Annotated in this window: 14 protein-coding genes and 1 other annotated feature; all 14 genes read left to right on the plus strand. The window is 38.6% G+C overall.

The annotated features are described in order from the left end of the window. Window positions 1-8 precede the first annotated feature (8 nt). Window positions 9-243, plus strand: a binding site (T-box leader). A gap of 99 nt (window positions 244-342) precedes the next feature. The 14 genes from ileS to pyrE all read left to right on the plus strand — a co-directional run bounded on the left by ileS (window position 343) and on the right by pyrE (window position 17,130). Then, window positions 343-3,102 carry an isoleucine--tRNA ligase gene (ileS, locus tag NSS71_RS03135; protein WP_061796766.1) on the plus strand — a complete coding sequence of 920 codons (2,760 nt, stop codon included), beginning with the start codon at window positions 343-345 and terminating at the stop codon, window positions 3,100-3,102. Between the two features lie 343 nt (window positions 3,103-3,445). Next, window positions 3,446-3,727, plus strand: coding sequence for a hypothetical protein (locus NSS71_RS03140; protein WP_061796764.1), 282 nt, complete (start codon window positions 3,446-3,448; stop codon window positions 3,725-3,727). 64 nt (window positions 3,728-3,791) lie between these two features. Further along, window positions 3,792-4,325 carry a signal peptidase II gene (gene lspA, locus NSS71_RS03145; protein ID WP_082138207.1) on the plus strand — a complete coding sequence of 178 codons (534 nt, stop codon included), beginning with the start codon at window positions 3,792-3,794 and terminating at the stop codon, window positions 4,323-4,325. Continuing rightward, a complete protein-coding gene (locus NSS71_RS03150) occupies window positions 4,294-5,205 on the plus strand; it encodes an RluA family pseudouridine synthase (RefSeq protein ID WP_061796762.1) in 912 nt (303 codons plus the stop codon). Before lspA ends, NSS71_RS03150 begins: the two co-directional genes overlap by 32 nt. Window positions 5,206-5,394: 189 nt before the next feature. Beyond that, window positions 5,395-5,937 (plus strand): bifunctional pyr operon transcriptional regulator/uracil phosphoribosyltransferase PyrR, encoded by a 543-nt coding sequence (gene pyrR, locus NSS71_RS03155; protein ID WP_047939931.1) that lies wholly within the window; start codon window positions 5,395-5,397, stop codon window positions 5,935-5,937. 177 nt (window positions 5,938-6,114) lie between these two features. After that, window positions 6,115-7,440, plus strand: coding sequence for a solute carrier family 23 protein (locus NSS71_RS03160; RefSeq protein ID WP_061796760.1), 1,326 nt, complete (start codon window positions 6,115-6,117; stop codon window positions 7,438-7,440). A 187-nt stretch (window positions 7,441-7,627) separates the two neighbouring features. Further along, window positions 7,628-8,566, plus strand: coding sequence for an aspartate carbamoyltransferase catalytic subunit (locus NSS71_RS03165; RefSeq protein ID WP_047939933.1), 939 nt, complete (start codon window positions 7,628-7,630; stop codon window positions 8,564-8,566). Further along, window positions 8,532-9,818: a dihydroorotase gene (locus NSS71_RS03170; RefSeq protein WP_061796758.1), complete on the plus strand. Its 1,287-nt coding sequence runs from the start codon at window positions 8,532-8,534 to the stop codon at window positions 9,816-9,818. Before NSS71_RS03165 ends, NSS71_RS03170 begins: the two co-directional genes overlap by 35 nt. Further along, the gene (locus tag NSS71_RS03175) at window positions 9,815-10,912 is read left to right on the plus strand and encodes a carbamoyl phosphate synthase small subunit (RefSeq protein WP_061796756.1); all 1,098 of its coding nucleotides are present in this window, start codon (window positions 9,815-9,817) and stop codon (window positions 10,910-10,912) included. Before NSS71_RS03170 ends, NSS71_RS03175 begins: the two co-directional genes overlap by 4 nt. Then, window positions 10,899-14,111 (plus strand): carbamoyl-phosphate synthase large subunit, encoded by a 3,213-nt coding sequence (gene carB / locus NSS71_RS03180; RefSeq protein ID WP_144544181.1) that lies wholly within the window; start codon window positions 10,899-10,901, stop codon window positions 14,109-14,111. Before NSS71_RS03175 ends, carB begins: the two co-directional genes overlap by 14 nt. Then, complete coding sequence (locus NSS71_RS03185) at window positions 14,108-14,887, plus strand: dihydroorotate dehydrogenase electron transfer subunit (protein WP_061796753.1); 780 nt, start codon at window positions 14,108-14,110, stop codon at window positions 14,885-14,887. Before carB ends, NSS71_RS03185 begins: the two co-directional genes overlap by 4 nt. Beyond that, window positions 14,884-15,825 (plus strand): dihydroorotate dehydrogenase, encoded by a 942-nt coding sequence (locus NSS71_RS03190; protein WP_061796750.1) that lies wholly within the window; start codon window positions 14,884-14,886, stop codon window positions 15,823-15,825. The genes NSS71_RS03185 and NSS71_RS03190 overlap by 4 nt, the downstream gene beginning before the upstream one ends. Beyond that, window positions 15,797-16,513 carry an orotidine-5'-phosphate decarboxylase gene (pyrF, locus tag NSS71_RS03195; protein WP_047939939.1) on the plus strand — a complete coding sequence of 239 codons (717 nt, stop codon included), beginning with the start codon at window positions 15,797-15,799 and terminating at the stop codon, window positions 16,511-16,513. The genes NSS71_RS03190 and pyrF overlap by 29 nt, the downstream gene beginning before the upstream one ends. Beyond that, a complete protein-coding gene (gene pyrE / locus NSS71_RS03200; protein WP_061796748.1) occupies window positions 16,510-17,130 on the plus strand; it encodes an orotate phosphoribosyltransferase in 621 nt (206 codons plus the stop codon). Before pyrF ends, pyrE begins: the two co-directional genes overlap by 4 nt. The last annotated feature ends 11 nt before the right edge of the window (window positions 17,131-17,141 follow it).

Genomic DNA, 17,141 nt, shown 5'->3' on the forward strand with positions numbered 1-17,141 from the left:
TATATATTCATGTAGCGTTGATAGGGAAAGTAGATTGCCGAAAAACTTATGATTAGCGAATCAGGGATGGTGGGAGCCTGATATAAGTTGGAAATTGAAAATCACCCTGGAGTCTTTTTCTGAAAAAGTTAAGTAAGAAAAAGCGGTTCATTGCCGTTAAAAAATGTCTAAGTGGATAAAAGAAACTTTTATCTATAAGGGTGGTACCGCGGGAACCTAATGATCGACCTTCTCGTCCCTTTCATGGGGATGAGAAGGTTTTTTGCTGTCTATACTGAATTTATAGAATATTGGTTAGATGGAAGTATACATGAAAAAAGAGAATTAAGTTGGAGGAAGAAAATGGAATATAAAGATACGTTGCTTATGCCAAAAACAGCATTTCCGATGAGAGGAAACTTGCCTAATCGTGAGCCTGAAATTCAAGCGAAATGGAAAGAAATGAACATTTACGAAAAAGTGCAGGAACGTACTCAAGGTCGCCCAATGTTTGTTTTGCATGATGGACCTCCATATGCGAATGGGGATATCCATATTGGACATGCGCTTAATAAAATTTTAAAAGATTTTATTGTACGTTATAAATCAATGACTGGCTTTCAAGCACCATATGTGCCAGGATGGGATACACATGGTCTGCCAATCGAACAAGCTTTAACCAATAAAGGAGTTAAACGTAAAGAAATGACGATTGCCGAGTTCCGTAAGCTATGTGAAGAATATGCATTAGGGCAAATCGACAGTCAACGAGAACAATTTAAACGCTTAGGGGTTCGCGGAGATTGGGAAAATCCTTATATTACTTTAAAGCCTGAATATGAAGCACAGCAAATTAAAGTGTTTGGAGAAATGGCGAAAAAAGGCTATATTTATAAAGGTAAAAAGCCGGTATATTGGTCTCCAACAAGTGAATCAGCTCTTGCTGAAGCTGAAATTGAATATAAAGACAAAAAGTCTGCCTCCATTTATGTTGGGTTTAAAGTAAAGGATGGCAAAGGGATTCTAGCAGAGGATGTACAAATCGTTATTTGGACAACTACTCCATGGACAATTCCGGCTAACTTGGGTATATCTGTTCACCCTACTTTAACGTATGTTGTAGTAGAAGAAAAAGGCAGCAAATACTTAGTTGCACAAGACTTATTGGAAAGTGTCAAAACAGAAATTGGCTGGGAAGAAGCAAAAGTTGTTCAAGAAGTGAAAGGGGCAGACCTAGAGTACATTCTAGCTGCACATCCAATCTACGGCCGTGATTCTTTAGTAATGTTAGGAGAACATGTAACAACAGATGCGGGTACTGGATGTGTTCATACTGCTCCTGGACATGGGGAAGATGACTTCTTAGTTGGTCAAAAATACGGATTAGAAGTTCTTTGTCCTGTTGATGATAAAGGGGTAATGACAGAAGAAGCACCTGGATTTGAAGGATTATTCTATGATAAAGCGAATAAGCCGATTACAGAAAAACTTGAAGAGGCTGGTGCATTATTAAAGCTGCAATTTATCACTCACTCCTATCCACATGACTGGAGAACGAAAAAACCAGTTATTTTCCGTGCTACTGCACAATGGTTTGCTTCTATTAAAGACTTTAGAAACGAACTATTAGATGCAGTAAAAGAAACAAAGTGGGTTCCAGCATGGGGCGAAACAAGATTATTTAATATGGTTCGGGATCGTGGAGACTGGTGTATTTCAAGACAACGTGCATGGGGTGTGCCAATTCCAGTGTTCTATGCAGAAAACGGTGACAGCATCATTACAGATGAAACAATTGAGCATATTTCTAATTTATTTAGAGAAAATGGTTCAAATATTTGGTTTGAAAAGTCTGCGAAGGAATTATTGCCAGAAGGATTTACACATCCTGGAAGCCCTAATGGAGAATTTACGAAAGAAACAGATATTATGGATGTATGGTTCGACTCTGGTTCTTCTCACCAAGCTGTATTGCTAGAAAGAGATGATTTACAACGTCCTGCTGACTTATATTTAGAAGGTTCTGACCAATATCGCGGCTGGTTTAACTCCTCTTTATCTACAAGTGTAGCGGTAACTGGGAAAGCACCTTATAAAGCTGTTTTAAGTCATGGCTTTGTTTTAGACGGAGAAGGCCGTAAAATGAGTAAATCACTAGGAAATGTAATGATTCCTGCAAAAGTTATGAATCAATTAGGTGCAGATATTTTACGACTATGGGTAGCTTCTGTAGACTTCCAAGCAGATGTACGTGTATCTGATGCAATTTTAAAACAAGTAACAGAAGGATATCGTAAAATTAGAAATACATTCCGTTTCTTATTAGGAAATCTTGCTGATTTCAATCCAGAAACAGATGGACTTTCCTATGATGAATTACGTGAAGTTGATCAGTTTATACTGATTAAATTAAATAAATTGATTAAAAACGTAACAGAATCCTATGATAAATACGAATTCTCTACGATTTATCATAATATTAATAATTTCTGTACACTGGACTTAAGTGCATTCTATCTTGATTTTTCAAAAGATGTACTGTACATTGAAGCAGCAAATAATAAAGAAAGAAGAGCGATTCAAACCGTTCTTTACGAAAGCTTAATCAGCTTAACAAAATTAGTTGCACCAATCTTACCGCATACTGCGGATGAGGTTTGGGATCATATCTCTTCTGTACAAGAAGAAAGTGTACAGCTAACTGATTTCCCAGAATACACAACATTTGAAAATAGTGATGTGTTAGAAGAAAAATGGAATAAATTCTTGGTTGTACGGGATGATGTGCTGAAAGCATTAGAAGAAGCTCGTAATCAAAAAGTGATCGGTAAATCACTTGCTGCGAAAGTAACATTGTATGTTAATGAAGAAGTAAATACCCTTCTAAATTCCATTCAAGAAAACTTACAGCAATTATTTATCGTATCAGGTTTCGAAATTTCTGGTGAATACAATAACGCACCTGAAGAAGCTCTAAAACTTGAAAATGCGGCCATTGTCGTTACAAAAGCAGCTGGTGAAACATGTGAAAGATGCTGGACTGTAACAACAGATGTCGGTAAAGTGGAAGCACATCCAACACTATGTGAAAGATGCGCACATGTAGTAGAAGAAAATTATTAAAAACTTTATAGGAGACTGGAATATAAACTTTCCAGTAGCTGAAGTTAACTCCCAAACAAGGATTCGAAAAAATATTTCGAATCACTTGTTTGGTTTTTTTTATAAAAGGAAAAAAGTTTTGGAAAAGCCTTTTATTGGGAAAGAGAAAACAGAAAAGTGATTACATAGTGTAAAAAACATACCTGGCTATTATCATAAAGCGGAGGGAATTTTTTATACATGAGAAAAGAAGTGAAATACTTCCACCTCCGTTAATAGTTGTTATGCCTGTTAAATCTTTAATCGGTTTTTGTCTCCTTCAATGGAAATGCTAAAAATAATTAAAGAAACGGAGGTAATGGAATTGAATTCAACTATTGAAAAGCTTTATACAGAACTCCGTATGACACAAATTGAATTAGTAACAACGTTAAGCATAAAAAGAGATTCAAAAATAAACAAATATATTGAAGACGAACTAAAAGATGTAGAAGAAACGATGCAAAAATTAGAAAATGGCAATTTTGGAATGTGTGAAATGTCTGGTGAATTGCTGCCATTTGATTTGTTAGAGATGGTTCCGATAATTAGGACAAAGAACGATATAAACAGCATTCAATCCTATTATCGAAAGTCAATCCACTGATTAAAACACTACTTCAAATGGAAATATGCGGCCAAGCTATCGTTTTCATCTAGTTTATGCTAAAATGCTAAAGGAGACTCGAGAATTGGAGGAAACTTTAGTGTTTTATTACATAATTGCAGCTATTATTATTATTATTGATCAATGGACAAAATGGTTAGTTGTAAAAAATATGGAGCTGGGGGAAAGCATCGAAGTAATAAAAGATTTTTTCTACCTAACATCTCATCGTAATAGTGGAGCCGCATGGGGCATGCTGGAAAACCAAATGGTATTTTTCTATATTATCACCGTCGTTGTTGTGATTGGGTTAATTTATTTGATTCAAACTGGTACAAAAGGAAAAATGCTATACGGCGTCGCACTGGGTCTAATTTTAGGTGGTGCGCTTGGTAATTTTATTGACCGTGCCAGACATCAATATGTAGTCGACTTTATCAATACGTATATCTTCAATTATGATTTCCCTATATTTAATATTGCAGACTCATCTTTAGTAATTGGTGTTATTTTATTAATCCTAGTGATGCTGAGGGAGGATCGAGACGCAAAGAAGGAGAAGAAACATGGAAAAAAAGGAACATATCATTCAAAGTGAGCAAGTAAATGAACGAATCGACAAGATTGTTTCCACAATTAATGCAGATTGGTCAAGAACGCAGGTTCAACAATGGATAAAAGACGGTCATGTGACTGTTAACGGACAAACCGTTAAAACAAAGTATAAAGGTGTTTTAAACGATGTAGTAGCTATTGAAGTACCGGAAGCAGTTGAGCTAGATGTAGAGGCAGAGGAAATGGATTTGGATATTTATTATGAAGATCAAGATGTTATCGTAGTAAATAAACCAAAAGGAATGGTTGTACATCCAGCACCTGGCCATGTAACAGGAACATTAGTGAATGGTCTAATGGCCCATTGTAAAGATCTTTCTGGAATTAATGGGGTGATGAGACCTGGAATTGTTCACCGAATCGATAAAGATACGTCTGGACTGCTGATGGTTGCTAAAAATGATGCTGCTCATGAAAGTCTAGTGAATCAATTAGTAGCAAAAACTGTAACGAGAAAATATAAGGCATTAGTACATGGTTCTATTCCCCATGATTATGGGACAATTGAGGCACCGATTGGTCGTGACACGAAAGACAGACAAAGTATGGCTGTTGTAGATAAGGGGAAACATGCGGTTACTCATTTTCATGTACTAGAAAGAATAGCGGAATACACTTATATTGAATGCCAATTAGAGACGGGACGCACCCACCAAATTCGTGTGCATATGAAGTATATTGGCTATCCGCTTGTGGGAGATCCTAAATATGGACCAAGAAAAACACTAGATATTGGCGGTCAAGCACTTCATGCTGGCTTACTAGGATTTGAGCATCCACGAACTGGAGAATATTTAGAGTTCGAAGCACCTTTACCTAAAGAATATGAACAGCTTTTAGATACTTTACGAAATAATCGTTGACAAGCGCTCTATCATATATTAAGATAACTTTAGTTGAATAAGTCCTTTAAATCAATCCTGTGAGGTTGAGAAGGTAACGGATTCTAGCTATTTTTAGTAATAGCTATCTTAGTATACGTATATCCTCTCATCCAAAAGGGTGAGAGGATATTTTTTTTAGATTGAATCACAGCATGGATGGTGATCAAAATGTCGAAAAAGGCACTTGTACTAGACGATCAAGCAATTAGACGAGCATTAACAAGAATCGCTCATGAAATTATTGAAAAGAATAAAGGGATAGAAGATTGTATTCTAGTTGGCATTCGGACAAGAGGTATTTATATTGCAAATCGTCTTGCCGAAAAAATTGCCCAAATAGAAGGAAAGCCAATCGAAGTTGGCGAATTGGATATTACGTTATATCGAGATGATTTAACGAAGAAAACAAAGAATGAAGAACCATTAGTAAAAGGATCAGATATTCCAACAGATATCCAAGGCTTAAAAGTCATTCTGGTAGATGATGTATTATATACAGGAAGAACTGTTCGTGCCGGAATGGATGCACTGATGGATATGGGTAGACCAGCATCCATACAGCTTGCGGTTCTAGTGGACAGAGGTCATCGAGAACTTCCAATAAGAGCTGATTATGTAGGGAAAAACATTCCTACTTCCAGTTCAGAAAAAATTGTAGTTGAGCTTGATGAAGTCGATGGTCATGATGAAGTAAATATATTTGAAAATTAAATAGATCCCTTTTAAAAGCAGTCCTGTGAGGCTGAAAAGGGGAGTTTTTTCCTAAGGTTTCTTTAAACCTGCTTAAAACCCCTTTTTTGCTGCGCAGAAAAGGGGTTTTATTTGTTCAATAGGGGATATTAATAACTAATTTATACTCAATTTTTTTAACAGAAAGAGGAGACAGAAATGAACGAAACAAAACCCTTATTAGGAATTAATGATAAACCAAGTGCCCTTCAATGGATTACCTTAAGCTTACAGCATTTATTCGCCATGTTTGGCGCAACTGTTTTAGTACCATTCTTAATTGAATTGAGTCCAGCGGTTGCTTTAGTCTCAAGTGGAATAGGTACGCTCGCATTCTTAATCATTACACAATTTAAAGTACCTGCGTACTTAGGTTCCTCTTTTGCTTTTATCGCACCAGTTATCGCGGCGAAGACAATGCCGGGCGGCGGACCAGGCGCAGCCATGATCGGAACCTTTATTGCCGGAATTGTTTATGGAATTGTTGCCTTAACGATTAAAAAAGCAGGATATCGTTGGATTATGAATATCTTACCGCCAATCGTTGTCGGACCTGTAATCATGGTCATTGGATTAGCGCTTGCTACAACAGCGGTTGGACAATCGATGTTTATGAATTATGGAGCTAAGAATCAAGAATACAGCTTACTTTATATCTCTGTTGCACTAGTAACGTTACTTGCAACCATCCTTTTCACGATGTTTGGCAAAGGAGTATTCAGCTTTATCCCAATATTAGCAGGTATCGTAATCGGCTATGTCTATGCCTTGCTTGTAGGAGTGGTTAACTTTCATGGAGTCTTGGATGCCAAATGGTTTGCAATGCCAGATTTTATCTTCCCATTCGTAGATTATCCTGTAACGATAAACCTTGCACTACTTACAATCTTTGTTCCAGTGGCAATCGTCACACTAACAGAGCATATCGGTCATCAGCTTGTATTAAGTAAAGTAGTTGGAAAAGATTATATAAAAGATCCTGGCCTTCACAGAAGTATTTTAGGAGATGGAACTGCAACGATTATCTCTGCTTTAATGGGGGGACCTGCAAAAACAACTTATGGAGAAAATATTGGGGTTTTAGCAATAACGAGAGTGTATAGTGTATATGTTTTAGGTGGAGCAGCAGTATTAGCAATAGGTTTTGGGTTTATCGGAAAAATCGCGGCCCTTATACAGTCTATCCCAACACCAGTAATGGGAGGCGTATCTATCCTTCTATTCGGAATCATCGCATCATCTGGATTAAGAATTATTGTAGAAGCAAAACTTGATTTCAATAAAAACCGCAATTTAGTTATTGCATCTGTCATCCTTGTAACTGGAATTGGCGGATTCTCGATTCATATGGGTGAACACTTTAAATTAGAGGGAATGGCTTTTGCTGCAATCCTCGGAATTATTTTAAACCTAGTATTACCTGGTAGAGAAAAAGCAAAAGAAGATTTGTTCGAAGATTCAATCGCAGTAGATGAAACTAAATAAGAACACCTTTTAAACAAGTACAGAGAGACTTATAAGGGTGCCAAAAACGATGCATGGATTATAGCCGCAGGTTTACTTTGCCTAAATCTATGCAAAAGTGAAATTTTTGACGCCCTAACGAGTATGTTAGGGCGTTTTTTTTGCGAAGTGAAGTTATTAAAAGCAGCAAATAACGGGAGGTAGTATCATGGAAAACTTATTAACGACGACTGAGTTAACCGTTACAGAGATTCAGGAAATCTTAAGAGATGCACAAAAATTTGCAGATGGAGAAATATGGCGGCCGGCAAATCAATGTTTTATAGCAAATCTTTTTTTCGAAGCTAGCACGAGAACAAAAAGCAGCTTTGAAGTAGCGGAAAGAAAGTTAGGACTTGAAGTGATTCCATTTGAAACGACAACCTCAAGTGTTGTGAAAGGAGAAACACTATATGATACTGTTCGAACGCTGGAATCAATAGGAGTAAATGCTGTAGTCATAAGGCACGAAAATGACCGCTACTTTGATGAGTTAGTCGGAAGAGTAAATATACCAGTCCTTAATGCAGGAGATGGCTGTGGTCATCACCCTACTCAATCATTGCTTGACCTTCTAACGATACAGCAGGAATTCCAACGCTTCAACGGCTTAAAAGTAAGTATTATCGGTGATATCAGCCATAGCCGTGTTGCAAGATCTAATGCAGATGCTCTGACAAGGCTAGGGGCAGAGGTTGTTTTTTCCGGACCAAGAGAATGGTTTGATGAAACAGTCTTACAAGATGCAAATTATGAAGATATTGATACAGCGATTGAAACATCCGATGTTGTGATGCTGCTGCGTGTCCAACATGAAAGGCACGGTGACGAAAGAGCTGCTTTTGACAAAGAAAGCTACCATAAGCTTTATGGACTAACAATAGAAAGAGAAAGAAAAATGAAGCAAGGAAGCATTATCATGCATCCTGCCCCAGTAAACAGAGATGTTGAAATTGCCGATGAGCTTGTGGAATGCGAACGCTCCAGAATTTTTAAGCAAATGGAAAATGGTGTATTTATCCGCATGAGTGTACTAAAAAGATCATTAGAAAATATCGGAGGGAGAAATGAACATGTCAATACTTATCAAAAATGGCCAGTTGCTTAATACTACAGGGGAATTAGAACAGAACGACATCTTGATTGAAAATGGAGCAATTAAGATGATTGCAAAGGAAATCAAAGCAATTGCAGATGAAGTGATTGATGCAGCTGGAAAAGTTGTTGCTCCAGGCTTTATTGACCTACATGTTCATTTAAGAGAGCCAGGCGGCGAACAGAAAGAAACAATTGCAACAGGGACAATGGCAGCAGCACGCGGCGGATTCACAACGATTGCGAATATGCCAAACACTAGACCTGTGCCTGACACTGTCGAAAATCTACATAAATTAAATGAAAGAATTAAAAATACAGCAAATGTAAATGTTTTACCGTATGCCTCCATTACCATTAGGCAATTAGGGACGGAGCTTACTGATTTTAAGGCGCTTAAAGAATTAGGGGCATTTGCCTTTACAGATGATGGCGTGGGAATTCAAGAAGCTGGCCAAATGCTTGAAGCAATGAAGCAAGCTGCTGCATTGGATATGGCGATTGTCGCTCACTGTGAAGACAACAGCCTCATTAATAATGGTTGTGTCCATGAAGGGGAATTTTCGAAGGCGAACGGTGTAAATGGGATACCAAGTGTTTGTGAATCAGTCCAAATTGCAAGAGATATTCTTTTAGCAGAAGCAACAGGCTGTCATTATCATGTTTGCCATATCAGTACAAAAGAATCTGTACGTGTTGTAAGAGATGCGAAAAAAGCTGGAATAAGAGTGACTGCAGAGGTATCACCACACCACTTACTATTAGCAGATACAGATATTCCTTCCCTTGATACGAATTATAAAATGAATCCTCCTTTAAGAGGAACAGAGGATCGTGCTGCTCTAATCGAAGGGCTGCTAGATGGAACAATTGATTTTATTGCAACAGATCATGCACCACATACAGCAGAAGAAAAAGCACAATCGATGCAGCTTGCACCATTTGGAATTGTTGGTTTAGAAACAGCATTTCCGCTCCTTTATACGAACTTTGTAAAAACAGGGGTCATGACGCTGCAACAGTTAATGGATTATCTAACGGTAAAACCAGCTCAAAGCTTTAAATTGGATATGGGAACATTAGAAGCAGGAAAGAAAGCGGATATCGTAATACTTGATTTAGAAGAGACAAATAAAATTGATCCTGAAACATTTTTATCAAAAGGAAGAAATACCCCATTTGCTGGTTGGGAATGTCAGGGTTGGCCAGTTGCAACAATCGTTAGTGGAAAGATTGCTTGGAGAAAGGAAAGTGTACACGCATGAAAAAACAACTAATTCTTGAAGATGGCACAGTATTTATCGGAAAAGGCTTCGGTGCCGATACAGAAAAATTTGGTGAAATAGTATTTAACACAGGTATGACAGGCTATCAGGAAATTCTATCCGATCCATCCTACTGTGGACAAATTGTCACACTTACGTATCCTTTAGTGGGGAATTATGGCATTAATAGAGATGATTTTGAATCGATAACGCCTGCCATCCATGGATTTATTGTCAAAGAAGTGTGTGATTTCCCTTCAAACTGGCGAAATGAACTATCATTAGACGAATATTTTAAACAAAAGAAAATTCCCGGAATTGCAGGAATAGATACGAGAAAATTAACCCGTATTATCCGTCAATATGGAACGTTAAAAGGCGCCATTTGCAGCATCGAAGAAAATGCTGAGGATGTAATTGCAAAATTAAAAGATATTACATTAAGTGCAGAACAAGTAAAGCAAGTTTCAACAAAGAAACCTTATCCAAGTCCTGGCCGTGGAAGCCGCGTTGTTTTAGTAGATTATGGCATGAAGCATGGTATTTTACGAGAATTAAATAAACGAGATTGTGATGTAATCGTTGTTCCTTATAACACTACAGCAGAAGACATTCTAAATTTAAGTCCAGATGGTGTGATGTTATCTAACGGACCTGGGGATCCAAAGGACGTACCAGAGTCCATTGAAGCAATTAAAGGAATTATTGGGAAAGTACCGTTGTTTGGAATCTGTCTAGGTCATCAATTGTTCGCACTTGCAAGTGGGGCAAACACGGAGAAAATGAAGTTTGGTCATAGAGGATCAAACCACCCAGTGAAGGATTTATTAACAGGGAAGGTTTCGCTGACATCGCAAAACCATGGCTATACAGTAGAGGAAGAATCTATTAAACATACAAACTTAGAAATAACACATATTGCTTTAAATGATGGAACAATTGAAGGCCTACAGCATAAAGAATATCCAGCATTTACCGTGCAATATCATCCAGAAGCTTCACCTGGACCAGAGGATGCCAACTATTTATTCGATCGTTTTATGGAAATGATACAATCTCACAAACAGGAAGGTGCCGCATATGTCAAAGCGTAAAGATATTAAAAGTATATTAGTAATCGGATCAGGACCAATCATCATTGGGCAGGCAGCAGAATTTGACTATGCAGGAGCGCAAGCATGTATCGCCTTAAAGGAAGAAGGCTATCGTGTTATTCTAGTAAACTCCAACCCTGCAACCATTATGACAGATACAGAAATGGCAGATAAAGTGTATATCGAACCATTAACACTTGAATTTGTCAGCAGAATTATCCGCAAAGAGCGACCAGATGCTATTCTTCCAACATTAGGGGGGCAAACTGGCTTGAACCTTGCTGTTGAGCTTTCCGATGCTGGTGTGTTGGAGGAATGTGGAGTTGAAGTACTAGGAACGAAGCTAGCTGCCATTCAGCAGGCAGAGGACCGCGACCTTTTCCGTAATTTGATGAATGAATTAGGTGAACCTGTACCAGCTAGTGATATTATCCACAATATGGAGGAAGCAAAAGCTTTTGTGGAGAAAATTGGTTATCCGGTTATCGTCAGACCTGCTTTTACACTAGGAGGAACTGGTGGAGGGATTTGCCATAATGACGAAGAATTAGAAGAAATCGTAACAAGCGGCTTAAAAAATAGCCCAGTTACACAATGTTTATTAGAAAAAAGCATCGCGGGCTTTAAAGAAATTGAATACGAAGTAATGCGTGATAGCAATGATAATGCCATAGTAGTGTGTAATATGGAAAATATCGATCCAGTAGGGATCCATACGGGTGACAGTATTGTCGTGGCACCAAGCCAAACATTAAGCGACCGTGAATATCAATTACTAAGAAATACATCTTTAAAAATTATCCGTGCCTTAAAAATTGAAGGCGGCTGTAACGTGCAGCTTGCCTTAGATCCAGATAGCTTTCAATACTATATTATCGAAGTAAACCCAAGAGTAAGTCGTTCATCTGCCCTTGCTAGTAAAGCAACTGGCTATCCAATTGCAAAGCTGGCGGCAAAAATTGCAGTAGGCTTAACATTGGATGAGATGATGAATCCTGTAACGGGGAAAACTTATGCAAGCTTTGAGCCAGCCCTTGATTATGTAGTAAGTAAAATCCCACGCTTTCCTTTCGATAAGTTTGAATCAGCAAAACGTAATTTAGGGACCCAAATGAAAGCGACTGGAGAAGTAATGGCAATTGGCCGTACTTTTGAAGAATCTTTACTAAAAGCGATCCGCTCTCTAGAAGCAAAAGTATATCATTTCTCTCTAAATGCAGCAGATGAAACAAGTGATGAATTACTCGAGAAACGAATAAGAGTTGCCGGTGATGAAAGATTGTTTTATATAGCAGAGGCACTTAATCGGGGCATAAGCATAGAAACCATTCATGAGTGGAGTAAAATTGATCTCTTCTTCCTGTTTAAACTGGAAGGCATTATTAAGTTCGAGAAAGAGTTAATTAACCATCCGTTTGATGAGGAATATGTAAAAGAAGCAAAAGAAAAAGGATTCGCTGATATTCAGCTTGCAAAGCTTTGGAACACAACAGAGTTCGAAGTATATAACTGGAGAAAAGAGAAAGGTATTGTACCTGTCTATAAAATGGTCGATACATGTGCTGCTGAATTTGAATCAGAAACTCCATACTACTACGGAACATATGAAGAGGAAAATGAATCAATTGTCACAGATAAGAAAAGCATTGTAGTCCTTGGTTCTGGACCAATTCGTATCGGACAAGGAATTGAGTTTGACTATGCAACGGTTCATTCTGTTTGGGCAATCAAGGAAGCAGGATATGAAGCGATAATCATCAATAACAATCCAGAGACTGTTTCAACAGACTTTAGTATTTCAGATAAACTTTACTTTGAGCCACTTACAATTGAAGATGTCATGCATATCATTGATTTAGAAAAGCCAGAGGGAGTAGTGGTTCAGTTTGGCGGACAGACAGCCATCAACTTAGCTGGTCCATTAGCAGAGCGTGGCATCAAAATTTTAGGAACATCTCTTGAAGACTTAGATCGCGCTGAGGACCGTGATAAGTTTGAACAAAGTCTTCAAGACTTGGGTATACCACAGCCAGATGGAAAAACAGCGTTAACAGTTGAAGAAGCAATTGTCGTTGCACAATCAATTGGCTACCCAGTACTTGTAAGACCATCTTATGTATTAGGTGGAAGAGCGATGCAGATCGTTTATAAAGAAGAAGAGCTGATTCCTTATATGGAAAATGCGGTTAAAGCAAGTCCAGGACAGCCAATCTTAATTGATCGTTATTTAACAGGGAAAGAAATTGAAGTGGATGCAATCTGTGATGGCACTGATGTAGTAATTCCAGGAATTATGGAGCATATTGAGCGAGCAGGAGTACACTCAGGCGATTCGATCGCAGTCTATCCGCCACAAAGCTTATCTGCAGAAATCAAGCAAACATTAGTAGATTATACAACAAGGCTGGCAAAAGGGTTAAAAATCGTTGGTTTGCTGAATATCCAGTATGTTGTATCCAAAGGAGAAGTTTTTGTACTAGAAGTAAATCCTCGCTCTAGTAGAACAGTACCTTTCTTAAGTAAAATTACGAATGTGCCAATGGCGAAAATAGCTACAAAAGTTATTTTGGGTACTTCCTTAAAAGAACAAGGCTATCAATCCGGCTTAGTAGCAGAGAAGTCTGGTGTTTATGTGAAAGTTCCAGTATTCTCCTTTGCAAAATTACGAAGAGTAGATATTACCTTAGGTCCTGAGATGAAGTCAACAGGAGAAGTAATGGGCAAAGACATCACTCTTGAAAAGGCTCTTTATAAAGGGTTAATTGCTTCAGGAATGAAGATTAAAACATTCGGAACTGTTCTGATGACAATTGGCGATAAAGATAAGGAAGAGGCTTTACAGCTTGCAAACAGATTTACGAATATCGGCTATAGCTTAATGGCAACAAGTGGAACAGCAGCTTTCCTTGAAAGCAATGACATTCCAGTAAAAGTGGTTGGCAAAATCGGTGGAGAAGGCCATACATTAATTGATGTCATCCGCAATGGAGAAGCACAATTTGTCATTAATACCTTTTCCAAAGGCAGTCAGCCAGCAAGAGATGGATTCCGTATCAGACGTGAATCTGTCGAAAATGGGATTCCATGTTTAACTTCTTTAGACACAGCAGAGGCGATCCTTCGAGTAGTTGAATCCATGACATTTTCTACAGAGGCAATGGAGCCAAGTAAAAAGCAACTGGAGGCATTGTTAGTATGATCAAAAACGAAATTTGTACAGTAGTTGAACAGAAGGAAATAGCGGAGAATATTATGGAGCTCACCTTAACAGGTGAGCTTGTCTCTGAAATGAACGAGCCAGGTCAATTTGTTCATATCAAAGTAAGTGATCATTCTGCACCGTTATTAAGACGTCCAATTAGTATTTGCCACATTGATCCGGAAAGAAAAACATTTACGATGATCTACCGCGCTGAAGGAGCGGGCACAAAGCTTCTTGCCAAAAAACAAGCGGGAGAAGCTATTGATATCCTCGGTCCTTTAGGAAATGGTTTCCCAGTTGAAGAAAGCAAGTCAGGGCAGACAGCTTTATTAATTGGTGGAGGAATTGGAGTGCCGCCATTATATGAATTAGCCAATCGTCTAGTTGCCAAAGGAGTAAAGGTAGTGGCTGTATTAGGCTTTCAAACAGAATCCGTTGCTTTTTATGAAGAAAAGTTTGCGAAACTGGGGGATACGTATATCGCTACAGTAGACGGTAGTTATGGTGCACAAGGATTTGTAACAGACGTTATTTTTCAAGAAAAACTAGAATTTGACGTATTATACTCCTGTGGACCAACACCAATGCTTAAAAATCTAGAAAAAACATTTCCAGATAAAAAGGTGTTCATTTCTCTAGAGGAAAGAATGGGATGTGGGATAGGTGCATGTTTTGCTTGTGTATGTCATACAGCAGACGATCCAACAGGTTTTAGTTATAAAAAGGTATGTACAGATGGACCAGTATTTAGAACAGGGGAGGTTGTCCTATGAACCGACTTCAGGTAAAGCTTCCTGGATTAGAGCTTAAAAACCCTATTATGCCTGCCTCTGGCTGTTTTGGATTTGGACGGGAATACAGTAACTTATATGATTTAAGCAAGCTTGGTGCCATCATGATTAAAGCGACAACAGTAGAGCCTCGTTTTGGCAATCCTACACCAAGGGTCGCAGAAACTACTTCTGGGATGCTTAATGCCATCGGTCTGCAAAATCCCGGTCTTATAAAAGTAGTTGGGGAAGAATTGCCATGGCTAAGTCAGTTTGATGTACCAATTATTGCAAATGTTGCTGGATCCGTTGAAGAGGATTATGTTGCGGTTGCGAAAGAAATTTCCAGAGCTTCGAATGTCGCCGCATTAGAACTAAACATTTCTTGTCCAAATGTAAAAACAGGGGGAATTGCTTTTGGAACAATCCCTGAGGTTGCAAAGGAATTGACGAAAAAGGTAAAGGAAGTATCAGAGGTTCCGGTATATGTAAAGCTATCTCCCAATGTAACAAATATTGTGGAAATGGCAAAAGCAGTGGAAGCAGGAGGAGCAGATGGGATTACCATGATTAATACGCTTGTTGGCATGCGCCTGGACTTAAAGACAGGTCAGCCGGTTTTAGCAAACAAAACAGGGGGGTTATCAGGCCCAGCTGTTAAACCTGTAGCAATTCGAATGATCTACGAAGTAAGTCAAGCGGTAAATCTGCCGATTATCGGAATGGGCGGTGTTGCGTCGGCTGAGGATGTCCTAGAGTTTTTCTATGCTGGTGCAAGTGCAGTTGCAGTCGGCACAGCAAACTTTGTGGACCCATTCATCTGCCCAAAAATAATCGAAGACTTACCTGAGTTATTAGATAAATACGGATTTGAACATATTTCAGAAGTAACTGGAAGGAGCTGGGGAAAGCATGAACAATTCGCTTATCATCGCGCTTGATTTTGCAACAAAGGAAGAGGTACATTCCTTTTTGAAAAAATTTAATGGGGAATCTTTATTTTTAAAGGTAGGAATGGAACTTTTTTATAAAGAAGGTCCAAGTATTATCAAGGAATTAAAAGAGCAAAATCATCAAATTTTCCTCGACTTAAAATTACATGATATCCCTAATACTGTTGGTAGTGCGATGAAAAATATTGCTAGCTTAGGCGTTGATTTAGTAAATGTCCATGCAGCTGGTGGAGTGGACATGATGGCTCGTGCAGTGGAAGGACTTGAAGCGGGGACACCATCTGGAATGAAGCGAGCGAAATGTATTGGAGTAACTCAGCTAACAAGTACGTCTGAAGCAAGCATGCAAAAAGAGCAGTTAATTCAAGTTCCTTTATTGGAGTCTGTTTTACATTATGCATCGATTACGAAAGAGGCTGGACTGGATGGCGTTGTTTGCTCCACATTGGAAGCTGGGGCCATTCGTGAACAATTAGGAGAATCGTTTCTCACTGTAACACCTGGCATTCGTTTAAAAACAGATGAAGTACAGGATCAAGTGCGCGTTGCAACACCTCAAGTTGCCCGTGAGAATGGTGTATCAGCAATTGTTGTTGGTCGTTCGATTACAAGAGCAGAAAATCCATATAAAAGTTATACGTTATTTAAATCAGAGTGGGAGGGTATCACGCTATGAAACATGAAATTGCCGAACAATTGCTAGAGATTAAAGCCGTATTTTTACAGCCAAATGATCCATTTACTTGGTCTTCAGGATTAAAATCTCCAATCTATTGCGATAATCGCTTAACTTTGTCCTATCCTAAAGTGCGAAAAAATATTGCATCAGGGTTAGCTGGTTTAATTAAGGAGAAATTCCCTGAAACAGAAGTTGTGGCGGGAACAGCGACAGCCGGCATTCCTCACGCTGCTTGGGTAAGTGACCTTCTAGATTTGCCAATGGTATATGTGCGCTCTAAAGCAAAAGCGCATGGAAAGGGAAATCAGATTGAAGGAAAAGTGGAAAAGGGCCAAAAAGTAGTAGTAGTCGAGGATTTAATTTCTACTGGTGGAAGTGTTATCACAGCTGTTAATAGTTTACGAGAAGCAGGCTGTGAGGTGCTTGGAGTGGTTGCTATTTTTACATACGAATTACCAAAGGGGAAAGAATTACTTGGGGAGGCTGAGATTACAGCCTACTCATTAACAGACTATACGAGCTTATTAGATGTAGCACAGAAAAAAGGCTATATTCAAGAAGGAGATTTGGCAAGCTTAAATGCTTGGAAGGAAAGTCCGGAGAATTGGGGATAGATTAAGGAGTG

Source organism: Niallia sp. FSL W8-0951 (assembly GCF_038006525.1).
Lineage (GTDB): Bacteria > Bacillota > Bacilli > Bacillales > Cytobacillaceae > Niallia > Niallia circulans.

Excerpts from the sequence above, each read along its gene's own strand:
- ileS (WP_061796766.1), top strand. The coding sequence starts at position 343 with ATGGAATATAAAGATACGTTGCTTATGCCAAAAACAGCATTTCCGATG.
- pyrR (WP_047939931.1), top strand. The coding sequence starts at position 5,395 with ATGTCGAAAAAGGCACTTGTACTAGACGATCAAGCAATTAGACGAGCA.
- carB (WP_144544181.1), top strand. The coding sequence starts at position 10,899 with ATGTCAAAGCGTAAAGATATTAAAAGTATATTAGTAATCGGATCAGGA.
- NSS71_RS03150 (WP_061796762.1), top strand. The coding sequence starts at position 4,294 with ATGGAAAAAAAGGAACATATCATTCAAAGTGAGCAAGTAAATGAACGA.
- lspA (WP_082138207.1), top strand. The coding sequence starts at position 3,792 with ATGCTAAAGGAGACTCGAGAATTGGAGGAAACTTTAGTGTTTTATTAC.
- NSS71_RS03190 (WP_061796750.1), top strand. The coding sequence starts at position 14,884 with ATGAACCGACTTCAGGTAAAGCTTCCTGGATTAGAGCTTAAAAACCCT.
- NSS71_RS03185 (WP_061796753.1), top strand. The coding sequence starts at position 14,108 with ATGATCAAAAACGAAATTTGTACAGTAGTTGAACAGAAGGAAATAGCG.
- pyrF (WP_047939939.1), top strand. The coding sequence starts at position 15,797 with ATGAACAATTCGCTTATCATCGCGCTTGATTTTGCAACAAAGGAAGAG.
- NSS71_RS03165 (WP_047939933.1), top strand. The coding sequence starts at position 7,628 with ATGGAAAACTTATTAACGACGACTGAGTTAACCGTTACAGAGATTCAG.
- pyrE (WP_061796748.1), top strand. The coding sequence starts at position 16,510 with ATGAAACATGAAATTGCCGAACAATTGCTAGAGATTAAAGCCGTATTT.
- NSS71_RS03175 (WP_061796756.1), top strand. The coding sequence starts at position 9,815 with ATGAAAAAACAACTAATTCTTGAAGATGGCACAGTATTTATCGGAAAA.
- NSS71_RS03160 (WP_061796760.1), top strand. The coding sequence starts at position 6,115 with ATGAACGAAACAAAACCCTTATTAGGAATTAATGATAAACCAAGTGCC.
- NSS71_RS03170 (WP_061796758.1), top strand. The coding sequence starts at position 8,532 with ATGTCAATACTTATCAAAAATGGCCAGTTGCTTAATACTACAGGGGAA.